The 17,108-nt window shown below is 73.8% G+C and carries 13 protein-coding genes; 12 read left to right on the top strand and 1 reads right to left on the bottom strand.

The annotated features are described in order from the left end of the window. Positions 1-7: 7 nt before the first annotated feature. Positions 8-2,251 (bottom strand): alpha-galactosidase, encoded by a 2,244-nt coding sequence (locus RF644_RS12270; RefSeq protein WP_368796709.1) that lies wholly within the window; start codon positions 2,249-2,251, stop codon positions 8-10. Positions 2,252-2,445: 194 nt separating this feature from the next. Here RF644_RS12270 and RF644_RS12265 point away from each other — a divergent pair, with 194 nt between their 5' ends. The 12 genes from RF644_RS12265 to proC all read left to right on the top strand — a co-directional run bounded on the left by RF644_RS12265 (position 2,446) and on the right by proC (position 17,086). Continuing rightward, complete coding sequence (locus tag RF644_RS12265; RefSeq protein WP_017832502.1) at positions 2,446-3,231, top strand: DeoR/GlpR family DNA-binding transcription regulator; 786 nt, start codon at positions 2,446-2,448, stop codon at positions 3,229-3,231. After that, the gene (galT, locus tag RF644_RS12260; protein ID WP_368796708.1) at positions 3,228-4,370 is read left to right on the top strand and encodes a galactose-1-phosphate uridylyltransferase; all 1,143 of its coding nucleotides are present in this window, start codon (positions 3,228-3,230) and stop codon (positions 4,368-4,370) included. The genes RF644_RS12265 and galT overlap by 4 nt, the downstream gene beginning before the upstream one ends. After that, positions 4,367-5,626 (top strand): galactokinase, encoded by a 1,260-nt coding sequence (gene galK, locus RF644_RS12255; RefSeq protein WP_368796707.1) that lies wholly within the window; start codon positions 4,367-4,369, stop codon positions 5,624-5,626. Before galT ends, galK begins: the two co-directional genes overlap by 4 nt. Positions 5,627-5,909: 283 nt before the next feature. Continuing rightward, positions 5,910-7,307 carry an MFS transporter gene (locus RF644_RS12250; protein WP_368796706.1) on the top strand — a complete coding sequence of 466 codons (1,398 nt, stop codon included), beginning with the start codon at positions 5,910-5,912 and terminating at the stop codon, positions 7,305-7,307. Positions 7,308-7,443: 136 nt separating this feature from the next. Next, positions 7,444-7,896 carry a pyridoxamine 5'-phosphate oxidase family protein gene (locus tag RF644_RS12245; protein ID WP_232035265.1) on the top strand — a complete coding sequence of 151 codons (453 nt, stop codon included), beginning with the start codon at positions 7,444-7,446 and terminating at the stop codon, positions 7,894-7,896. A 68-nt stretch (positions 7,897-7,964) separates the two neighbouring features. Then, a complete protein-coding gene (locus RF644_RS12240; RefSeq protein WP_368796705.1) occupies positions 7,965-8,981 on the top strand; it encodes a rhodanese-related sulfurtransferase in 1,017 nt (338 codons plus the stop codon). Further along, a complete protein-coding gene (locus tag RF644_RS12235) occupies positions 8,978-10,636 on the top strand; it encodes a methyltransferase (protein ID WP_368796704.1) in 1,659 nt (552 codons plus the stop codon). Before RF644_RS12240 ends, RF644_RS12235 begins: the two co-directional genes overlap by 4 nt. A gap of 60 nt (positions 10,637-10,696) precedes the next feature. Next, the gene (locus tag RF644_RS12230; protein ID WP_017832495.1) at positions 10,697-11,134 is read left to right on the top strand and encodes a pyridoxamine 5'-phosphate oxidase family protein; all 438 of its coding nucleotides are present in this window, start codon (positions 10,697-10,699) and stop codon (positions 11,132-11,134) included. A gap of 199 nt (positions 11,135-11,333) precedes the next feature. Continuing rightward, positions 11,334-14,180 carry a type I DNA topoisomerase gene (topA, locus tag RF644_RS12225; protein ID WP_115162934.1) on the top strand — a complete coding sequence of 949 codons (2,847 nt, stop codon included), beginning with the start codon at positions 11,334-11,336 and terminating at the stop codon, positions 14,178-14,180. 50 nt (positions 14,181-14,230) lie between these two features. Further along, positions 14,231-15,208 (top strand): Ppx/GppA phosphatase family protein, encoded by a 978-nt coding sequence (locus RF644_RS12220; protein ID WP_368796703.1) that lies wholly within the window; start codon positions 14,231-14,233, stop codon positions 15,206-15,208. Beyond that, a complete protein-coding gene (locus tag RF644_RS12215; RefSeq protein ID WP_368796702.1) occupies positions 15,205-16,080 on the top strand; it encodes a sugar phosphate isomerase/epimerase family protein in 876 nt (291 codons plus the stop codon). The genes RF644_RS12220 and RF644_RS12215 overlap by 4 nt, the downstream gene beginning before the upstream one ends. Positions 16,081-16,249: 169 nt before the next feature. Further along, positions 16,250-17,086, top strand: coding sequence for a pyrroline-5-carboxylate reductase (proC, locus tag RF644_RS12210; protein ID WP_368796700.1), 837 nt, complete (start codon positions 16,250-16,252; stop codon positions 17,084-17,086). The last annotated feature ends 22 nt before the right edge of the window (positions 17,087-17,108 follow it).

Here is a 17,108-nt window from a genome sequence, read left to right as displayed (position 1 = left end):
GGCTACCTCAATCCTGGGGAGCGGGCTGGGTGGGATCCTGGGCCTCGAGCCGCAGGACGCGCAGGGTGTCCGGGGCCAGCCAGGGGGCGTGCACGCCCACGGTCTGCAGCGCCCGGCCGGACAGGACCACGCCCCTCTCGGTCGGCCACCACGGCGGGCGGCGGAACCCGTGCGGGTCGGCGCCGGGGGTGACGTCGCGCACCCGGTAGTGGCGCTCGGGGTCCAGGCCGCGCAACCGGAACCGGCCCACGGGTTCGACGTCGGGCAGGGCGGCGCCGACGACGGCGAACAGCGCTTCCGAGCGGTCGGCGCTGACGACCCCGTGGATCCGCAGCGCGGGGTCGAAGGCGTCCAGGCGGACCATCCGGCCCGAGTGGAGCAGACCGCGGTGGTCCTTGTGGAAGGCGACCCACTCGGCGAGCTCGGCCGATTCCTGCTCGGTGGCCTGGGTGAGGTCCCACTCGATGCCGAGGTGGCCCCACACGGCGGTGCCGGCGCGGAAGTGCAGGGTGTGCATGCGCCCGGTGGTGTGCGAGGCGCCGGAGGCGACGTGCGAGCCCATGAGTTCGGCCGGGATGAGCTGCTGGGTCCACCGGTGCATCTGCTGGCGCTCGAAGGGGTCGATGTCGTCGGAGGTCCACACCCTGTCGGTGTGCTCCAGGACCCCGAGGTCGACCCGGGCGCCGCCGGAGGAGCAGGACTCGATCTCCAGGCCCGGGAACCGCTCCTTGAGCTCGGCCATCAGCCGGTAGGTCGCCAGGGTCTGGGCGTGCACCCCGGGGCGTCCGTCGGGGTGGGTGCCGGCCTCGAGCAGGTCGCGGTTGTGGTCCCACTTGAGGTAGGCGATCGGGTACTCGTCCAGGAGAGCCACCATCTGGTCGCGCACGTGCGCGTAGGCCTCCGGCACACCCAGATCGAGCACCTGCTGCCGGCGGGACTCGATGGGCAGGCGCCCGCCGGGGCCCATGATCCACTCGGGGTGGGCGCGGGCCACATCGGAGTCGGGGTTGACCATCTCGGGCTCGAACCACAGGCCGAACTCCATGCCGAGGTCGTTGACGTGGTCGATCAGCGGGGACAGGCCCTGCGGCCACACCTCGGGGGAGACCACCCAGTCGCCCAGCCCGGCGTTGTCGTCGCGGCGGGCGCCGAACCACCCGTCGTCGAGCACGTAGCGCTCCACACCTGCGGCGGCCGCCCGGTCGGCCAGGGTAGAGAGCTTCTCGAGGCGGTGGTCGAAGTAGACGGCCTCCCACACGTTCAGCGTCACCGGACGGGGCTGTGCGGGGTGCTGGGGGCGGGCCCGGAGCCAGTCGTGGAAGCGCCCGGCCTGATCGTCCAGCCCCCGTCCGTACACGCCGTACAGCCACGGGGTGGTGTAGCCCTCGCCCTGTCCGAGCGAGACCTCGCCCGGCAGCAGCAGCTCGGAGCCGCCCACGACCTGCTGGCCGTCGTAGAGCCGTTCCGCCCACGTGCGGTGGTTGCCGGAGAACCCGGTGTGCAGGCCCCAGACCTCGCCGTCGGCGAAGCCGAAGCCCGGTTCGCCCACGGACAGGACGTAGGCGGCGTCGGCGCCGGTGCGGCCCTTGCGTCCTTCCCGGAGGTGCGTGCCCACGGTGAGCTCGCGCCGCTGGGGGGTCCGTTCCTTGCCCCAGTGCCCTGCGAAGTCCAGGATCTCCCGGGCGTGGGTGGGCAGGGGGAGCACGAGGCCCAGCTCCTGGACGCGGTAGGGACCCGGGGCGGTGTTCGTCAGCGTGGCGCGGGCGCGCAACAGGCCCGAGGGCGTGAGCTCCAGCTCGATCGCCACGCGCAGGCCTGCGCCGGTGTCCTCCGCCGCCACGAGCAGGCGGGCCGCGCCGGCGCTCACCAGGGCGCCGTCGGCGAGGACCTCCTGCGGTTCCACCGGATCCAGCCGGGCCTCCGTGAGGTGCAGCAGCGGGGTCCACGCGGTGCCGTCCCGGTCACCCACCAGTCCTGGCCGGCCGCTCCAGCCGGTGTGCAGACTCCCGAGCACGTCCGGGCGCATCGGCAGGTCCTGCCCGTTGGCCGTGCGGTGGGCCACCGCGGCCTCGACGAGCACGGCGGCCTCCTCGGCGTCGAGGCCGGGCAGTGCGGCGCCCCAGTGCACCACGGAGGGCAGCTGGGCCTCGGAGAGGTCGACCAGGACCGACACACCCCCGCTCGTGAGGTGGACCCGGCACGGTCCGGTGGGATCGAGGGCGGTGGTCGGCTCGAGGGTCGCAGCAGTCATGTCGGCTCCTGGGCGCTGATCGGGGTGGTGGGTTCGGGCACTCGATCGCAGTGGTGGATCGATGTGGTTCACGTCATAGTAGAAGCGACAGAATCAAACATCAACCCTGTTGAAAAGAACACCACGATGTTTGTATTGTGGGGCATGTCACCGATCCGGGGTCTCGACGGACCCCGGCCGAGCCAGGAGGCCCCATGACCGAGATGCTCCCCGACCGCCGACGGCGGGAGATCCTCGACCGCGTGCGCGCCTCCGGTGCGGTGCGGGTCGCGGACCTGGTCGCCGAGCTGGGCGTGTCCGACATGACGGTGCGCCGGGACCTGGACCGGCTGGCCCGGGACGGGGAGCTGCAGAAGGTCCACGGCGGGGCGAAGCTGCCGGCGGGATCCTCCGCGGCCGAGCCCGGATTCACGCACAAGTCCGAGCTGCAGCTGCCGGAGAAGGCGGCCATCGCCGCCGCCGCCGAGGCGATGGTGCGGCCGGGCATGTCCGTCTCGCTGAACTCCGGGACCACCACCTTCGCGCTGGCCCGCGCCCTGCGCCGCGTCAGCGACATCACGGTGGTGACGAACTCCCCGCGGATCGCCGACGTGCTCCAGGACGCGCCCGCCACGGGACAGACGGTGGTCCTGCTGGGCGGGGTGCGCACCCCCTCGGACGCCCTGGTGGGCCCGCTGGCCACCGCGGCCCTGCGCACCCTGCACGTGGACCTGGCCTTCCTGGGCGTGCACGGGCTGTCCGAGCGCGACGGGCTGACCACTCCGAACATGATGGAGGCCGAGATCAACCGCCTCTTCCTGGAGCGCTGCGACCGCAGCGTGGTGCTGGCCGACTCCACGAAGTGGGGCCTGTCCGGGCTCCACCGCATCGCCGGTCTCGACGAGGTCGACACGGTCGTGACCGACGACGGTCTGGGCGCCGCCGACCGCGAGACCCTGAGCCAGCACGTCCCCGACCTGCGACTGGAGCCCGTCCGATGACCTCTCCCGCCCCCGCCGAGCGCGCCCCCGTGCCGCTGATCGCGCACCGGACCCACCACCTCGCCGACGGACGGGAGGCCGTGTTCTTCTCCGACCGCGGCACCCCGCCCGTGGAGCACGTGGTGGACCGCCGGCCCCTGGACGCCCGCTCCGGCGGCGGTGAGGTGCGCTTCGACCGGCTGACGGGGGAGTGGGTGGCGGTGGCCGCCCACCGGCAGGCGCGCACCTACCTGCCCCCGGCCGACCAGTGCCCGCTGTGCCCGAGCGTGGGTGGGCGCGAGTCGGAGATCCCGGCGGAGGACTTCGACGTCGTCGTCTTCGAGAACCGCTTCCCCTCGCTGGGCCCGGAGCTGGCCGAGCTGCCGGACCCGCAGCAGGTGGGGGAGCGGTCCCTGTGGGGCGTCCCGTCCCCGGCCGTGGGGCGGTGCGAGGTGGTGGTGTTCACCCCGGAGCACCAGGGCTCCTTCGCGTCCCTGTCCTCCGAGCGGGCGCGCACCGTGGTGGAGGCCTGGGCCCAGCGCACCGAGGCGCTCTCGGCCATGGCCGGGGTCCGGCACGTGTTCCCGTTCGAGAACCGGGGCGAGCAGATCGGGGTGACCCTGCACCACCCGCACGGGCAGATCTACGCCTACCCCTATCCGGCCCCGCACGCGGCGCGGCTCGCGGCCCGCTCCCGGGCGCACCTCCAGGCCACGGGGCGGACCCTGATGGGCGAGGTCCTGGCCGACGAGACCGCCGCCGGGGACCGGATGGTGCTGGCGGGTGAGCACTTCTCGGCCTATGTGCCCTATGCCGCGCGGTGGCCGCTGGAGGTCCACCTGGTCCCGCACCGCCGCGTCCCGGACCTGGCCGCGCTGACCGGGGCCGAGCGGGACGAGCTGGCGGTGGTGTACCAGGACCTGGTCCAGCGCGTGGACCGGCTCTACGACACGCCGACCCCCTACATCGCCGCCTGGCACCAGACCCCCGTGGACGCGGCGGACCGGGAGGCCGGCCGGCTGCACCTGCAGCTGACCAGCCCCCGGCGGGCCGAGGACAAGCTGAAGTTCCTGGCCGGCTCCGAGGCCGCCATGGGGGCGTTCATCAACGACGTCACCGCGGAGCAGACCGCCGCACGCCTGAGGGAGGCCGCACGATGACCGGACAGCACACCCCCCAGCAGGCCGCTCGGCAGGCAGATCAGGGCGACGCCGCCCGGGCGGAGGAGCTCTCCCGCCGCTTCGCCGAGGTCTACGGGCACGCTCCGGACGGGGTGTGGCGTGCCCCGGGGCGGGTGAACCTCATCGGGGAGCACACCGACTACAACGACGGCTTCGTGCTGCCCTTCGCCATCGACCGCTCGGCGATGGTCGCCGTCCGGCTGCGCCGGGACGCGGAGCAGGGGCCGCGGACCGGGCAGGGCGAGGACGCGACCGGGCACGACGTCGTCGACCTGGCCTCCACGTACGCCCCCGACGGCGGGGGACTGTCCCGGGCCCGGTTCCGGATCCCCGGGCTCGCCCCCGGGACGGTCGGCGGCTGGGGGGCGTATCCGGCCGGCGTGGTGCACATCCTTGCCGGCCTCGACGGGGTGGAGGTGCCCGGGTTCGAGCTGCTGCTGGACTCGACCGTCCCCGTGGGCGCGGGCCTGTCCTCCTCGCACGCCGTGGAGGTCGCCACGATCGTGGCCCTGAACGACCTGCTCGGGCTGGAGCTGGACCGGCCGGCGATGGCGCGGCTGACGCAGCGGGCGGAGAACGAGTTCGTCGGCGCCCCGACCGGGATCATGGACCAGTCGGCCTCCCTGTGCGGCCGGGCCGGCGCGGCGCTGTTCCTGGACTGCCGCACCCAGGAGGCCGAGCTCGTGCCGCTGCCGGTGGCCGGGCACGGGCTCGCCGTCCTGGTGGTCGACACGAAGGTCGCCCACTCCCACGCCGACGGCGGCTACGCCGCCCGGCGCGCCTCCTGCGAGCGCGGGGCCGCCGCCCTCGGAGCGGTCTCCCTGCGCGACGTCCCGGACGATACCGACCTGAGCGGACTGGACGAGGAGACCGCCCGGCGGGTCCGGCACGTGCTCAGCGAGAACCACCGGGTCCTGGAGACGGTCCGGCGGCTGCGGGCCGGGGACGTCCGGGGCATCGGGGAGCTGCTGGTCGCCTCCCACGCCTCGATGCGGGACGACTACGAGATCTCCTGCCCCGAGCTCGACCTCGCCGTCGACACCGCCCTGGCCGCCGGGGCCGCCGGGGCGCGGATGACCGGCGGGGGCTTCGGCGGCTCCGCGATCGCCCTCGTGCCCGCGGCGCGGGCGGAGCAGGTCGGGAACGCGGTCGCCGAGGCCTTCGCGGACCGGGGTCACCGGGCGCCGGACGTCTTCGTCGTCGTGCCGGGGGAGGGTGCCGGCCGGGTGCGGTGAGGCGCGGATCCTCCGCAGGACGACGTCGGTGGCACCGCGCCGCTGCTCCTCGGCCCCGGGCCCACTGGGCCCGGGGCCGGCGTCATCGCAGGGCGCACTCTTGACGTGCAGTGTGATCTGGATCATCCTTGTGTTCAAGATATAAACACAGTTGCCAGCATATGGCAACGGTCCGGCCGGCCGGGCTCCTCGCGAACCCGTCCACCCGCCGGTGCCCCTCTCTCCAGCTCCGCTCACGTCCCGTGCCCCCGCCGTCCGGGGTGCCCTCAGCGAAGGACCTCCCATGCACAACGCTCCTCCACCGGCCGCGGCCGCGACCCACGGCAAGACCCCGAAGAAGGCGGCCCTGGCCAGCTGGATCGGCTCCGCCCTGGAGTACTACGACTTCGCCGTCTACGGGACGGCCGCCGCCCTGGTGCTCAACCACCTGTTCTTCCCGGCCGACACGTCCCCCGGGGTGGCGATCCTGCTGTCGATGGGCACCGTGGGCGTCGCCTATGTCGTCCGCCCCCTGGGAGCCCTCATCATGGGCCCCCTCGGAGACCGGTTCGGGCGCAAGTTCGTGCTGATGCTGACCCTGTTCATGATGGGTGCCGGCACGTTCGCCGTCGGCTGCCTGCCGACCTACGACCAGGCCGGGCTGCTGGCCCCGGCCCTGCTCGTGACCTGCCGCGTCATCCAGGGGCTGTCGGCCTCCGGCGAGCAGGCCAGCGCGATCTCGGTCTCGCTGGAGCACTCCGAGGAGCACCGGCGGGCCTTCACCACGAGCTGGACGCTGCAGGGCACCCAGTTCGGCACCCTCCTCGCCACGGCCGTCTTCATCCCCTTCACGCTCGTGCTCACCGAGGAGCAGCTGTTCAGCTGGGGCTGGCGGGTCCCGTTCTGGCTCTCCGCCGTCGTGGTGGTCGTGGCCTATCTGATCCGCCGCCACCTGGAGGAGCCGCCCGCCTTCGAGCAGGCCCGGGCCGTGCTGCCCGGCGAGAAGCCGGCCACCCCTCTGGCCCTGATGGTCAAGCACCACAAGACCGCGGTGCTGCGCGTGGCCGCGGCCGCGATGATCAACACCGTCAACGTGGTCTTCCTGGTGTGGTCGCTGTCGTTCGCCACCTCCGTGGTGGGCCTGGACCGCTCGACCATGCTCTGGGTCTCCGTCATCGCCAACGCCGTGGCCCTGCTCGTGATCCCCGTGGCGGCCACGGTCGCCGACCGGATCGGGCGCAAGCCGGTGTTCATCACCGGGGCGGCCGGCGCGGCCGCGATGATGTATCCCTACCTGGCCGCCGTCCACGCCGGGAACTGGACGCTGATCTTCCTCCTCGGCGCCGTCATGTCCGGCTTCTTCTACTCCATGTCCAACGGCATCTGGCCCTCCTTCTACGCGGAGATGTTCCCCACCCGGGTGCGCGTGACGGGGCTGGCCCTGGGCACCCAGATCGGCTTCGCGATCTCCGGCGGCTTCGCCCCCGTCCTGGCCAGCTCCCTGGCCGGGGCCGAGGGGGACAACTGGCTGGGCGTGGCGGGGTTCGTCACCGGTGCCTGCCTGATCGCCGTGGCCGCCGCCCTGACGGCCAAGGAGACCAAGGACAGGACCCTGGGCCAGATCGACGACCTGCACACCACCCGCACCGAGGCGGCCGAGCTGGAGCGGCTGCAGGGGGCGGGCACCACCTCCGGGCGCTGAGCGCTCCGGAAGCGCTGACGAGGGCGGACGTCCCAGCCGGTCACCCCGGCCGGGGCGTCCGCCCGTCCCGGGCCGGCCCCCGGTCACGAACATGACACGGGTCACGTCCGCGGAGGCCCCGTGCCAGAATGACCGCATGAGCAACCCCATGAACATCTCCGGGCACAATCCCGACAAGGAGGCCCGGGCGCACCGGCCGCCGGTCACGGAGCTGACCCCGGAGCAGTGCTGGGAGCACCTCTACAGCGCACGCTTCGGCCGGATCGCCACCATGGACGGCGACGAGATCGAGATCACCCCCATCAACCTCGTGGCCGACGACGGGAAGATCTACTTCCGCACCGCCAAGGGCACCAAGCTGCTGCACCTGGTGCTCAACGAGCACGTCGCCGTGCAGGTCGACCAGGCGCAGGGCGGGGAGGCGTGGTCCGTGATCGTGCGCGGCACGGCCCGCCAGCTCACCGACCCGGAGGAGACCGACCGGGTGGACGAGCTGCCGCTGCGGCCGTGGGTCGGGACCACCAAGCTCGAGTACGTGGAGGTGGCCCCCACGAAGGTCACCGGCCGCGTGTTCCACCTGGGCCACTGACCGGCCGCCCGGACCGCGGCCCGGCCCGCGCGGCGCCGGACGCCCTGCCGCGCTTGTAGCCTGGACCCGTGGCACAGCACCGGATCGTCCTGCACTACGTCTTCACCCCGCTCCCCGACCCCACGGCCGTGATGCTCTGGCAGCGCGCCCTGTGCGAGGGGCTGGGCCTGCGCGGGCGGATCATCGTCTCCCCGCACGGGCTCAACGCCACCGTGGGTGGTGAGGTCGGGGCGCTCAAGCAGTACGCCCGCACCACCCGCTCCCACCCCGGTCTTCGGGACACGGTGTTCAAGTGGTCGGACGGCTCGGCCGAGGACTTCCCGCGGCTGTCGGTCAAGGTCCGGGACGAGCTCGTGTCCTTCGGCGCGCCCGGCGAGCTCGAGGTCGACGAGCACGGCGTGGTCGGCGGCGGCATTCGCCTGGCGCCCGGCGCCGTGGACGAGCTCGTGGCCCGCCGCGGCGAGGACGTCGTGTTCTTCGACGGGCGCAACGCCCACGAGGCCCGGATCGGGCGCTTCCGCGGGGCCGTGGTCCCGGACGTGGCGCACACCCGCGACTTCGTGGCCGAGCTGGACTCCGGGAAGTACGACCACCTCAAGACCCGGCCCGTGGTCACCTACTGCACCGGCGGGATCCGCTGCGAGGTGCTCTCCGCGCTGATGCGCAACCGCGGCTTCCAGGAGGTCTACCAGCTCGACGGCGGCATCGCCGAGTACGGCCGCGAGCGCGGGGACCGGGGGCTGTGGGAGGGGTCCCTGTACGTCTTCGACCGGCGCATGCACGTGCGGTTCACCCCGGCCGCGGTCACGATCGGGCGCTGCGACCGGTGCGCCGGCCCCGCGAACCGCTTCGTCAACTGCGCGGACGGCGCGTGCCGCGCCCTCGTGCTCGCGTGCCCGGCCTGTCTCGAGGAGCGGCCGCGGCTCACCTGCCCGGCCGGGTGCGGCACCGCCACGGCACCGGGGGCCGGCGACGGCGCCCCGGTCGCCGTCGCACCCGTCCCCGCACCCGTGCCCGGCGACGGAACCCCGGCCGCCTCCCGCACCGCCACGGCACCCGTGCCCGTGCCGACGGGCGCCGCATGAGCCCCGCCGCCCCCGGCCCCTCCGCGGCGCCGGCCTTCTCCCGGGTCCCGGGCACCCCCGCCTCCGACGACCCGCGGGCGCCGGCCGAGCTGCACGACGCCCTCCGCCGGACGGGTTTCACCCACGACCGCGTGGCGGAGCTGCTGGGGGAGGCCGCCATGGACGCGCTCGCACGGGACCAGGCGGTGCCCGCCCTGCGGGTCCTCGAGCCGGCCCTCCGCACGCCCGGGCACCCGGACCGGGGCCTCGCCGGGGTCGTCTCGCTCTTCCTGCTCGGCCGCACCGTCCCCGCGGAGACGCTCGCGCCCGCCCCGGTGCGCCCGGAGCAGCTCGTGGGCCTGGGCCTCGCCGAGGAGACGGAGGGCGGGCTGCGCTCCACCGTGGACCTGCGCCCCCACGCCTCCGACGACGGGACGGAGCTGTACGTGGCGAGCGATCTGGGGGAGTCCCAGCGCCCCGGCGTGCTGCGCCGCGACCACGTGCTGGGGATCGGCCAGGCCTCCCTGACGCTGGCCCAGACGACCGACCGCCGCCGGGTGGACCGGGCGCTGGACCTGGGGACCGGGTGCGGCATCCAGACGTTCCACCTGCTCGCGCACGCGGGGCACGTGACCGCCACCGACGTCTCGGACCGGGCCCTGGGCTTCACCCGGTTCAACCTGCTGCTCAACGCGCAGGCGCTCGGGATCGACCCCGACCGGCTCGAGGACCGCGTGAGCCTGCGGGCGGGATCCCTCCTGGAGCCCGTGCGCGGTGAGCGGTTCGACCTCCTGGTGTCCAACCCGCCGTTCGTCATCACCCCGCGCCCCGCCGGGGAGACCCCTCTCGACCGCTACACCTACCGGGACGGCGGTCTGCCGGGGGACCGGATCGTGGCCGACCTGGTGCGGGGGCTGCCCGGGGTTATGGCCCCCGGGGCCACCGCCCACCTGCTCGGCAACTGGGAGGTCCTCGCCCCGCCGCCCGGGGACGCGCGGCCGGCCGCCGAGCGCTGGGCGCAGCGGCCCGAGCAGTGGGTGCCCGAGGGCGTCGACGCCTGGTTCGTCCAGCGGGAGCTGGCCGGCCCGGAGGAGTACGCCGAGACGTGGCTGCGGGACGCGGCGGAGTCCCGCGACCTCGAGCACTACGAACGCGCCTACCGCGCCTATCTCGACGACTTCGCCGCCCGCGGCGTCGAGGCCGTGGGCTTCGGGATGATCCGCCTCCGCCGTCCGTCCCGGGCCCGGCCCGGGGGCGCGCTCCGCCGCTTCGAGCACGTCCCCCACCCGGTCCAGCAGCCGCTCGCGCCCGCGCTCGCCGCCACGTGGGAACGGGCCGACTGGCTCGCCGCGCACCCCCAGGACTGGCTGGACGCCCACCTCGTGGCCGCCGAGGACGTCACCGAGGAGCGCCACCAGCGCCCCGGCGCGGAGCACCCCGGCGTGATCCTGCTCCGGCAGGGGGCCGGGCTGCGCCGGACCGTGGTGCTCTCGAGCGAGGCCGCGGGCTTCGCCGGGGCCTGCGACGGCGAGCTGAGCGCCCGGCAGATCCTCGGGGCGCTCGCCGCCCTGCTGGACTGGGCGGGCGAGGAGCGGCAGCGGCTGACCGAGGAGGTCCGGCACCTCGTGCTCGACGGCTTCCTCGTGCCGCACGAGCCGGTGCCGCCCGCCGCCTGAGCGACGTTGTGGGCGGATGAGCAGGCGGCGCCGCGACGGTGGGGGTGGGAGGATGGGAGCATGAGCATCGGAGACAACCTGAACCCCATCAAGACCCTCGACAAGGACACCGTCTGGCAGCTCCTCGAGCAGCACCCCTTCGGCCGGCTGGCCGTCGAGGCCGCCGGTCTCGTGGACATCTTCCCGGTGAACTACGTGGTCCACCAGCGCAAGCTGTACTTCCGCACGGCCCAGGGCTCCAAGCTCTCGAGCCTCATCGTCAACGACCAGGTGGCGTTCGAGATCGACGAGGTCTCGGAGGAGCACGTCGTGCGCTCCGTGGTGGTCCACGGCCGGGCCCGCCGGCTCGAGACGCGCGCCGAGATCGACGCCGCGGAGGAGCTGCCGCTCAGGCCGTGGGCGCCCACGCTGAAGTACAACTTCGTGGTCATCGACGTGGAGCACGCCACGGGCCGCGAGTTCACGATCGGCGACGAGCCCGAGCGCTACCCCTCCTGAGACCGGTCCGGGCCGCCCGGGCCGGGCGGCCCGCGCGACCCGCCCGGGGACGCCGATGTCCTCCGGGTCCCCGCCGCGCGGGGGTTGACGGCGGTGAGGCGTTATGGTGGAGCGCAACGGCGGGCCGACGCCCGCCCGTTCGACCCGACGTCCAGCAGCGCCGCGGCCCGCGGCACCGCGGACCGCAGCAAGGAGTACCGTGCCAACGAAGGCCACCCAGAGCCCGGGAACGGGCAAGAGCCTGCTCATCGTGGAGTCCCCCTCCAAGGTCAAGACCATCGCCGGGTACCTCGGCGACGCCTACGAGGTCGAGTCCTCGATGGGGCACATCCGCGACCTCCCGCAGCCCTCGGAGCTGCCGGCGGAGCTCAAGAAGGGTCCCTACGGCAAGTTCGCGGTGGACGTGGAGCACGGCTTCGAGCCGTACTACGTGGTGAACCCGGACAAGAAGAAGAAGGTCACCGAGCTCCGGCGCAAGCTCAAGGACGCGGACGCCCTCTACCTCGCCACCGACGGCGACCGCGAGGGGGAGGCCATCGCGTGGCACCTCCTGGAGGTGCTCAAGCCCAAGATCCCCGTCTACCGGCTGACCTTCTCCGAGATCACCCGCGAGGCCATCGAGCGGGCCTTCGGGGAGCTGCGCGAGCTCGACCAGGACCTGGTCGACGCGCAGGAGACCCGGCGCATCCTGGACCGGCTCTACGGCTACGAGATCTCCCCGGTGCTGTGGCGCAAGATCGCCTCGGGCCTGTCCGCCGGGCGCGTGCAGTCCGTGGCCACCCGCCTGGTCGTGGAGCGGGAGCGCAAGCGCATGGCGTTCGTGCCCGCCGACTACTGGGACCTCAGCGGGACGTTCGCCCGCACCGACGGCGAGGACGCCGGCACCGCCTTCAGCGCCCGGCTCTCCTCCGTGGACGGCAAGCGGGTGGCGGGCGGCCGCGACTTCGGCGACGACGGCGTGCTCAAGGGCGCCGCGGACAAGCTCGCGCACCTGGACGAGCAGGCCGCCCGCGAACTGGCCGCCGGTCTCGAGGACGCGGCGTTCACGGTCCGGTCGCTGGAGACCAAGCCCTACACCCGCCGCCCGGCCGCCCCGTTCACCACCTCCACGCTGCAGCAGGAGGCGGCGCGCAAGCTGCGCTTCACCTCCCGCACCACCATGCAGGTGGCGCAGAAGCTGTACGAGAACGGCTACATCACCTACATGCGCACCGACTCCGTGGCGCTGTCCGACCAGGCGGTCACGGCCGCCCGGCGCCAGGCCACGGAGCTCTACGGCGCCGACTTCGTGCCCGGCTCCCCACGGCTCTACAGCTCCAAGTCGAAGAACGCGCAGGAGGCGCACGAGGCCGTGCGCCCCGCGGGGGACTCCTTCCGCACCCCGAACCAGGTCCGCGGCGAGCTCTCCGCGGACGCGTTCCGGCTCTACGAGCTGATCTGGAAGCGCACCGTGGCCTCCCAGATGGCCGACGCCAAGGGGTCGACGGCGACCGTGCGGCTCGGGGCGACGTCCTCCGCCGGCCGGGACGCCGAGTTCTCCGCGTCCGGCACCGTCATCACGTTCCGCGGCTTCCTGGCCGCCTACGAGGAGGGCCGGGACGAGGACCCCGCCACGGACAAGGACGGCGCCAAGGACGGCGACAAGCGGCTCCCGCGCATGGCGGAGGGAGACCGCCTGGACGCCACCGAGGTGGAGGCGGACGGGCACCGCACCTCGCCGCCGCCGCGCTACACCGAGGCGTCCCTCGTGAAGGTCCTCGACGAGCTCGGCATCGGCCGGCCCTCGACCTACGCGGCGACCATCTCCACGATCATGGACCGCGGCTACGTCCGCGTGCGGGGCTCCGCGCTCATCCCCTCGTGGACCGCGTTCTCCGTGGTGCGCCTGCTCGAGGAGCACTTCTCCGACTACGTGGACTACGACTTCACGGCGGAGATGGAGGAGGGCCTCGACCGGATCGCCCGCGGCGAGGAGGACAGCACCGACTGGCTGCAGGACTTCTACTTCGGCTCCCAGGGCCACGAGAACGGGCTCAAGCCCATCGTCGACGACCTCGGCGAGATCGACGCCCGCGCGGTGAACTCCATCCCCGTGACCGAGGACATCACCCTGCGGGTCGGCAAGTTCGGCCCCTACCTGGAGGTGGCCGGCGCCGTCGACCCGGAGACCGGGGAGATCACCGACCCGATCCGGGCCAACGTGCCGGAGGACCTCGCCCCCGACGAGCTCACCCCCGACAAGGCGCGCGAGCTCATCGAGACGGGCAAGGCCGACGGCCGGGAGCTCGGCCGCGACCCCGTGACCGGGCGCGCCATCGTGGCCAAGGACGGCCGCTACGGGCCCTACGTCACCGAGGTGATCCCCGAGCCCACCGCCGAGGAGCTCGCGGCCCAGCCCGTCGAGTACTACAAGAACGGCAAGCCCAAGCCTCCGAAGAAGCCGGTCAAGGAGAAGCCCCGCACGGGCTCCCTGCTCTCCACGATGACCCTGCAGGACGTGACCCTCGAGGACGCGCTCAAGATCCTGTCCCTGCCGCGCACGCTGGGCACGGACGCCGAAGGCAACGAGATCACGGTGCAGAACGGCCGCTTCGGCCCCTATCTGAAGAAGGGCGGCGACTCGCGCTCCCTGCAGTCCGAGGAGCAGCTGTTCACGGTCACCCTCGACGAGGCCCTGGCGATCTACGCCCAGCCCAAGCAGCGCGGCCGCGGCGCCGCCAAGCCTCCGCTCGCGGACCTCGGCACCGACCAGATCACGGAACGGCCCATGGTCATCAAGGACGGGCGCTTCGGCCCCTACATCACCGACGGCGAGACCAACGTGACGGTCCCGCGCGGCGAGACCGTGGAGCAGATCACGCCGGCGCGCGCCAGCCAGCTGCTCGCGGAGAAGCGCGCCCAGGGCCCCGCCCCGAAGAAGACGGCCCGGTCCACGGCCAAGGGGACAGCCGCCAAGGGGACGACGGCCAGGAGCAGCACGGCGAAGAAGAGCACGGCCAAGAAGCCCGCGGCGGCCAAGCCCGCCCGCGCCGGGTCCAAGGGCTGATCCGCTCCGCACGCGCGGGACGGACACGGAACTCGAAGGAGCACCACGGCATGCGTCTCGGAGTCCTCGACGTGGGGTCGAACACCGTCCACCTCCTCCTGCTGGACGTCTACCCGGGCTCCCGGCCCGAGCCGTACGCGTCCCACAAGCTCGCCCTGCGGCTGGTGCAGTACCTCGACGCCGACGGCAACATCTCCGACGCCGGCCGGGACGCCCTCACCGCGTTCGTGGTCGAGGCCCGGGACTTCGCCGTGGACAACCGGGCCGAGGACTTCCTGGCCTTCGCGACCTCCGCGATCCGCGAGGCCGGCAACGGGGCGCAGGTGCTGGACCACGTGCAGTCCCGCTCCGGCGCGACCCTCACGGAACTGGCCGGGGACCAGGAGGCGGCCGTGACGTTCTTCGCGGTGCGCCGCTGGTTCGGCTGGGGCGCGGGGACCGTTCTCGACCTCGACATCGGCGGCGGGTCCTTCGAGATGGCCCTGGGGGACAACGCGCTGCCCACCGTGGCGACCTCGGTGCCGCTCGGCGCGGGGCGGCTCACCCGCACCTTCGTCGCCGGGGACGTCGCGACCCCGAAGGAGATGAAGGCCCTGCGCAAGCACGTGCGCCAGGAGCTCCGGCCCGCGGTCGACCGGGTCCGCGCGGCCGGGGAGCCCACCTGCGTGGCCGGCACCTCCAAGACGTTCCGCTCCCTGGCCCGGATCTGCGGGGCGGCGCCGTACGAGATGGGCCCGTACGTGCCGCGCACCCTCCACCTCGAGGACCTGCGGCTGTGGACCCGCCGGATGGAGGCCATGTCCCCGGAGGAGCGCGCCGAGCTGCCGGGGGTCTCCGCCGCACGGGCCCGGCAGATCCTCGCCGGCGCCGTGGTGGCGGAGTCGGCGATGGACGCCTACGGCGTCGAGTCGATCCGGATCTGCCCGTGGGCGCTCCGCGAGGGGCTGATCCTGCGCCGCCTGGACCAGCTGAGCAGCCACTCCGACGTCCGCACCGTGGACCCCCGGCACCTGGTGGGTGCGGCATGAGCGAGCAGCAGGGCGCCGCCGCGGAGCCGTACCGTCCGCACGTGGCGCTGTCCACCAGCTCCCTCTATCCGCTCGGGGTGCCGGAGACCTTCGAGGCGGCCGTGGAGCTGGGCTACGACAGCGTGGAGGTGCTCGTCACGCACGAGCGGATGAGCCAGCTCACCCACCAGCTGCAGGACCTCGTGCAGCGCCACCAGCTCCCCATCTCGACCATCCACGCCCCGACCCTGCTGCTGACCCAGCAGGTGTGGGGCAAGTCGTGGACCAAGATCCAGATGGCGGCCGCGCTCACCGAGCAGGTGGGCGCGGAGGTCGTCGTGGTCCACCCGCCCTTCCGGTGGCAGCGCCGGTACGCCGCGAACTTCGTGGAGGGGGTGCGGGTGGTCTCCCAGGCCACCGGCGTGAAGATCTCCGTGGAGAACATGTACCCCTGGCGGGTCCGCGGCCGCGACACCGTGGTCTACGCCCCGCACTACAGCCCGCTGGGCCTGGACTACGACTGGGTGACGTGGGACTTCTCGCACGCCGCCACCGCCCGGATGGACTCCCTGGCCGCCATCCGGGAGCTGGGCCCCCGGCTGGGCCACGTCCACCTGACCGACGGGTCGGGGGAGACCACGGCGGACGAGCACCTGCTGCCCGGCCACGGGGTGCAGCCGGTGGCCGAGTCCCTCGAGTTCCTCGCCTCCACCCGGTGGCAGGGCATCATCGGGGTCGAGGTCTCGACCCGCCGCTCGAAGAACGCCGACGAGCGCACCCAGTGGCTCGCGGAGTCCCTCGAGTTCGCCCGCCGGCACACGAGCCGCTCCGACGGCGCCCCGAGCGCCGGCGGCCCCGACGGCACGGAGGGCGCGGACGGCAGCCGGGGCTGAGGCCCGGGCGCACCCGGCCCGCCGGCCAGCCCGCCTCGTCCCGGTCCGTCCGAACCACACCGACCGACGCACAGCGACCGATGCACCCCGCCGTCCCACCGGCGCCGTGCCGTTCCCACCGTCCCGTTCCCACCGTTCCGATTCCACCGATGAGAGGACCTCACCGACCATGACCCCTGTGCTCGCCTTCCTGGGCTGCGGCTCCATGAACGGATCCATCCTGCGGGGGGTGCTGGCCTCCGGCGTGCCCGTCGAGCAGGTCCGGGCCACCGTCCGCTCCGCGGAGAGCGCCCGCCGGCTCGAGGACGAGACGGGCGTGCGGCCGTACGTCACCGGGGACGATCCCGAGGCCAACCGGCGGGCCGCCCGCGAGGCGGACGTCGTGCTGCTCGGCGTCAAGCCCGTCGGCATCCTCGACCTCGCCCGCGAGATCGCCCCCGCCCTGCGCCCCGGCACGGTCGTGGCCTCGGTGGCGGCGGGGATCTCCGTCGGCGCCCTCGAGCGCGCCCTCCCCGCCGGCCAGCCGGTCGTGCGCACGATGCCGAACACGCCCTCCAGCGTGGGCCGCGGGGTGGTCTCGGTGACCCCGGGGGCCGCGACCGGCCCCGAGCAGACGGAGGCCGTGCGCCGGGTGCTCGAGGCCGTGGGCACCGTGGTCGAGGTCCCCGAGGAGCAGGTCGACGCCGTGACCGGCGTCTCGGGCTCCGGACCGGCCTACGTGTTCCTGCTGGCCGAAGCCATGCAGCAGGCGGGAGAGCGGATGGGGCTGCCGGCCGACGTCGCCCGGGTGCTGGCCAAGGAGACCGTCTCCGGCGCCGGTGAGCTGCTGCGCCCGGCGGAGGCCGACCCCGCGGCGCTGCGCAAGGCGGTCACCAGCCCCAAGGGCACCACGGACCGGGCGATCACGACCTTCCAGGAGAACGGCTTCGAGGACCTCGTGGCCTCCGCGGCCCGCGCCTCGGCGGACCGCTCCGCGGAGCTCACGCGCGAGTTCAGCGGCGACTGAGCCGCGGACCGGCCGGCCCCCG

The sequence above is a fragment of the Kocuria sp. CPCC 205258 genome (assembly GCF_040981005.1).
Lineage (GTDB): Bacteria > Actinomycetota > Actinomycetes > Actinomycetales > Micrococcaceae > Kocuria > Kocuria rosea.
This window is presented reverse-complemented; position numbering and strand designations above follow the sequence as displayed.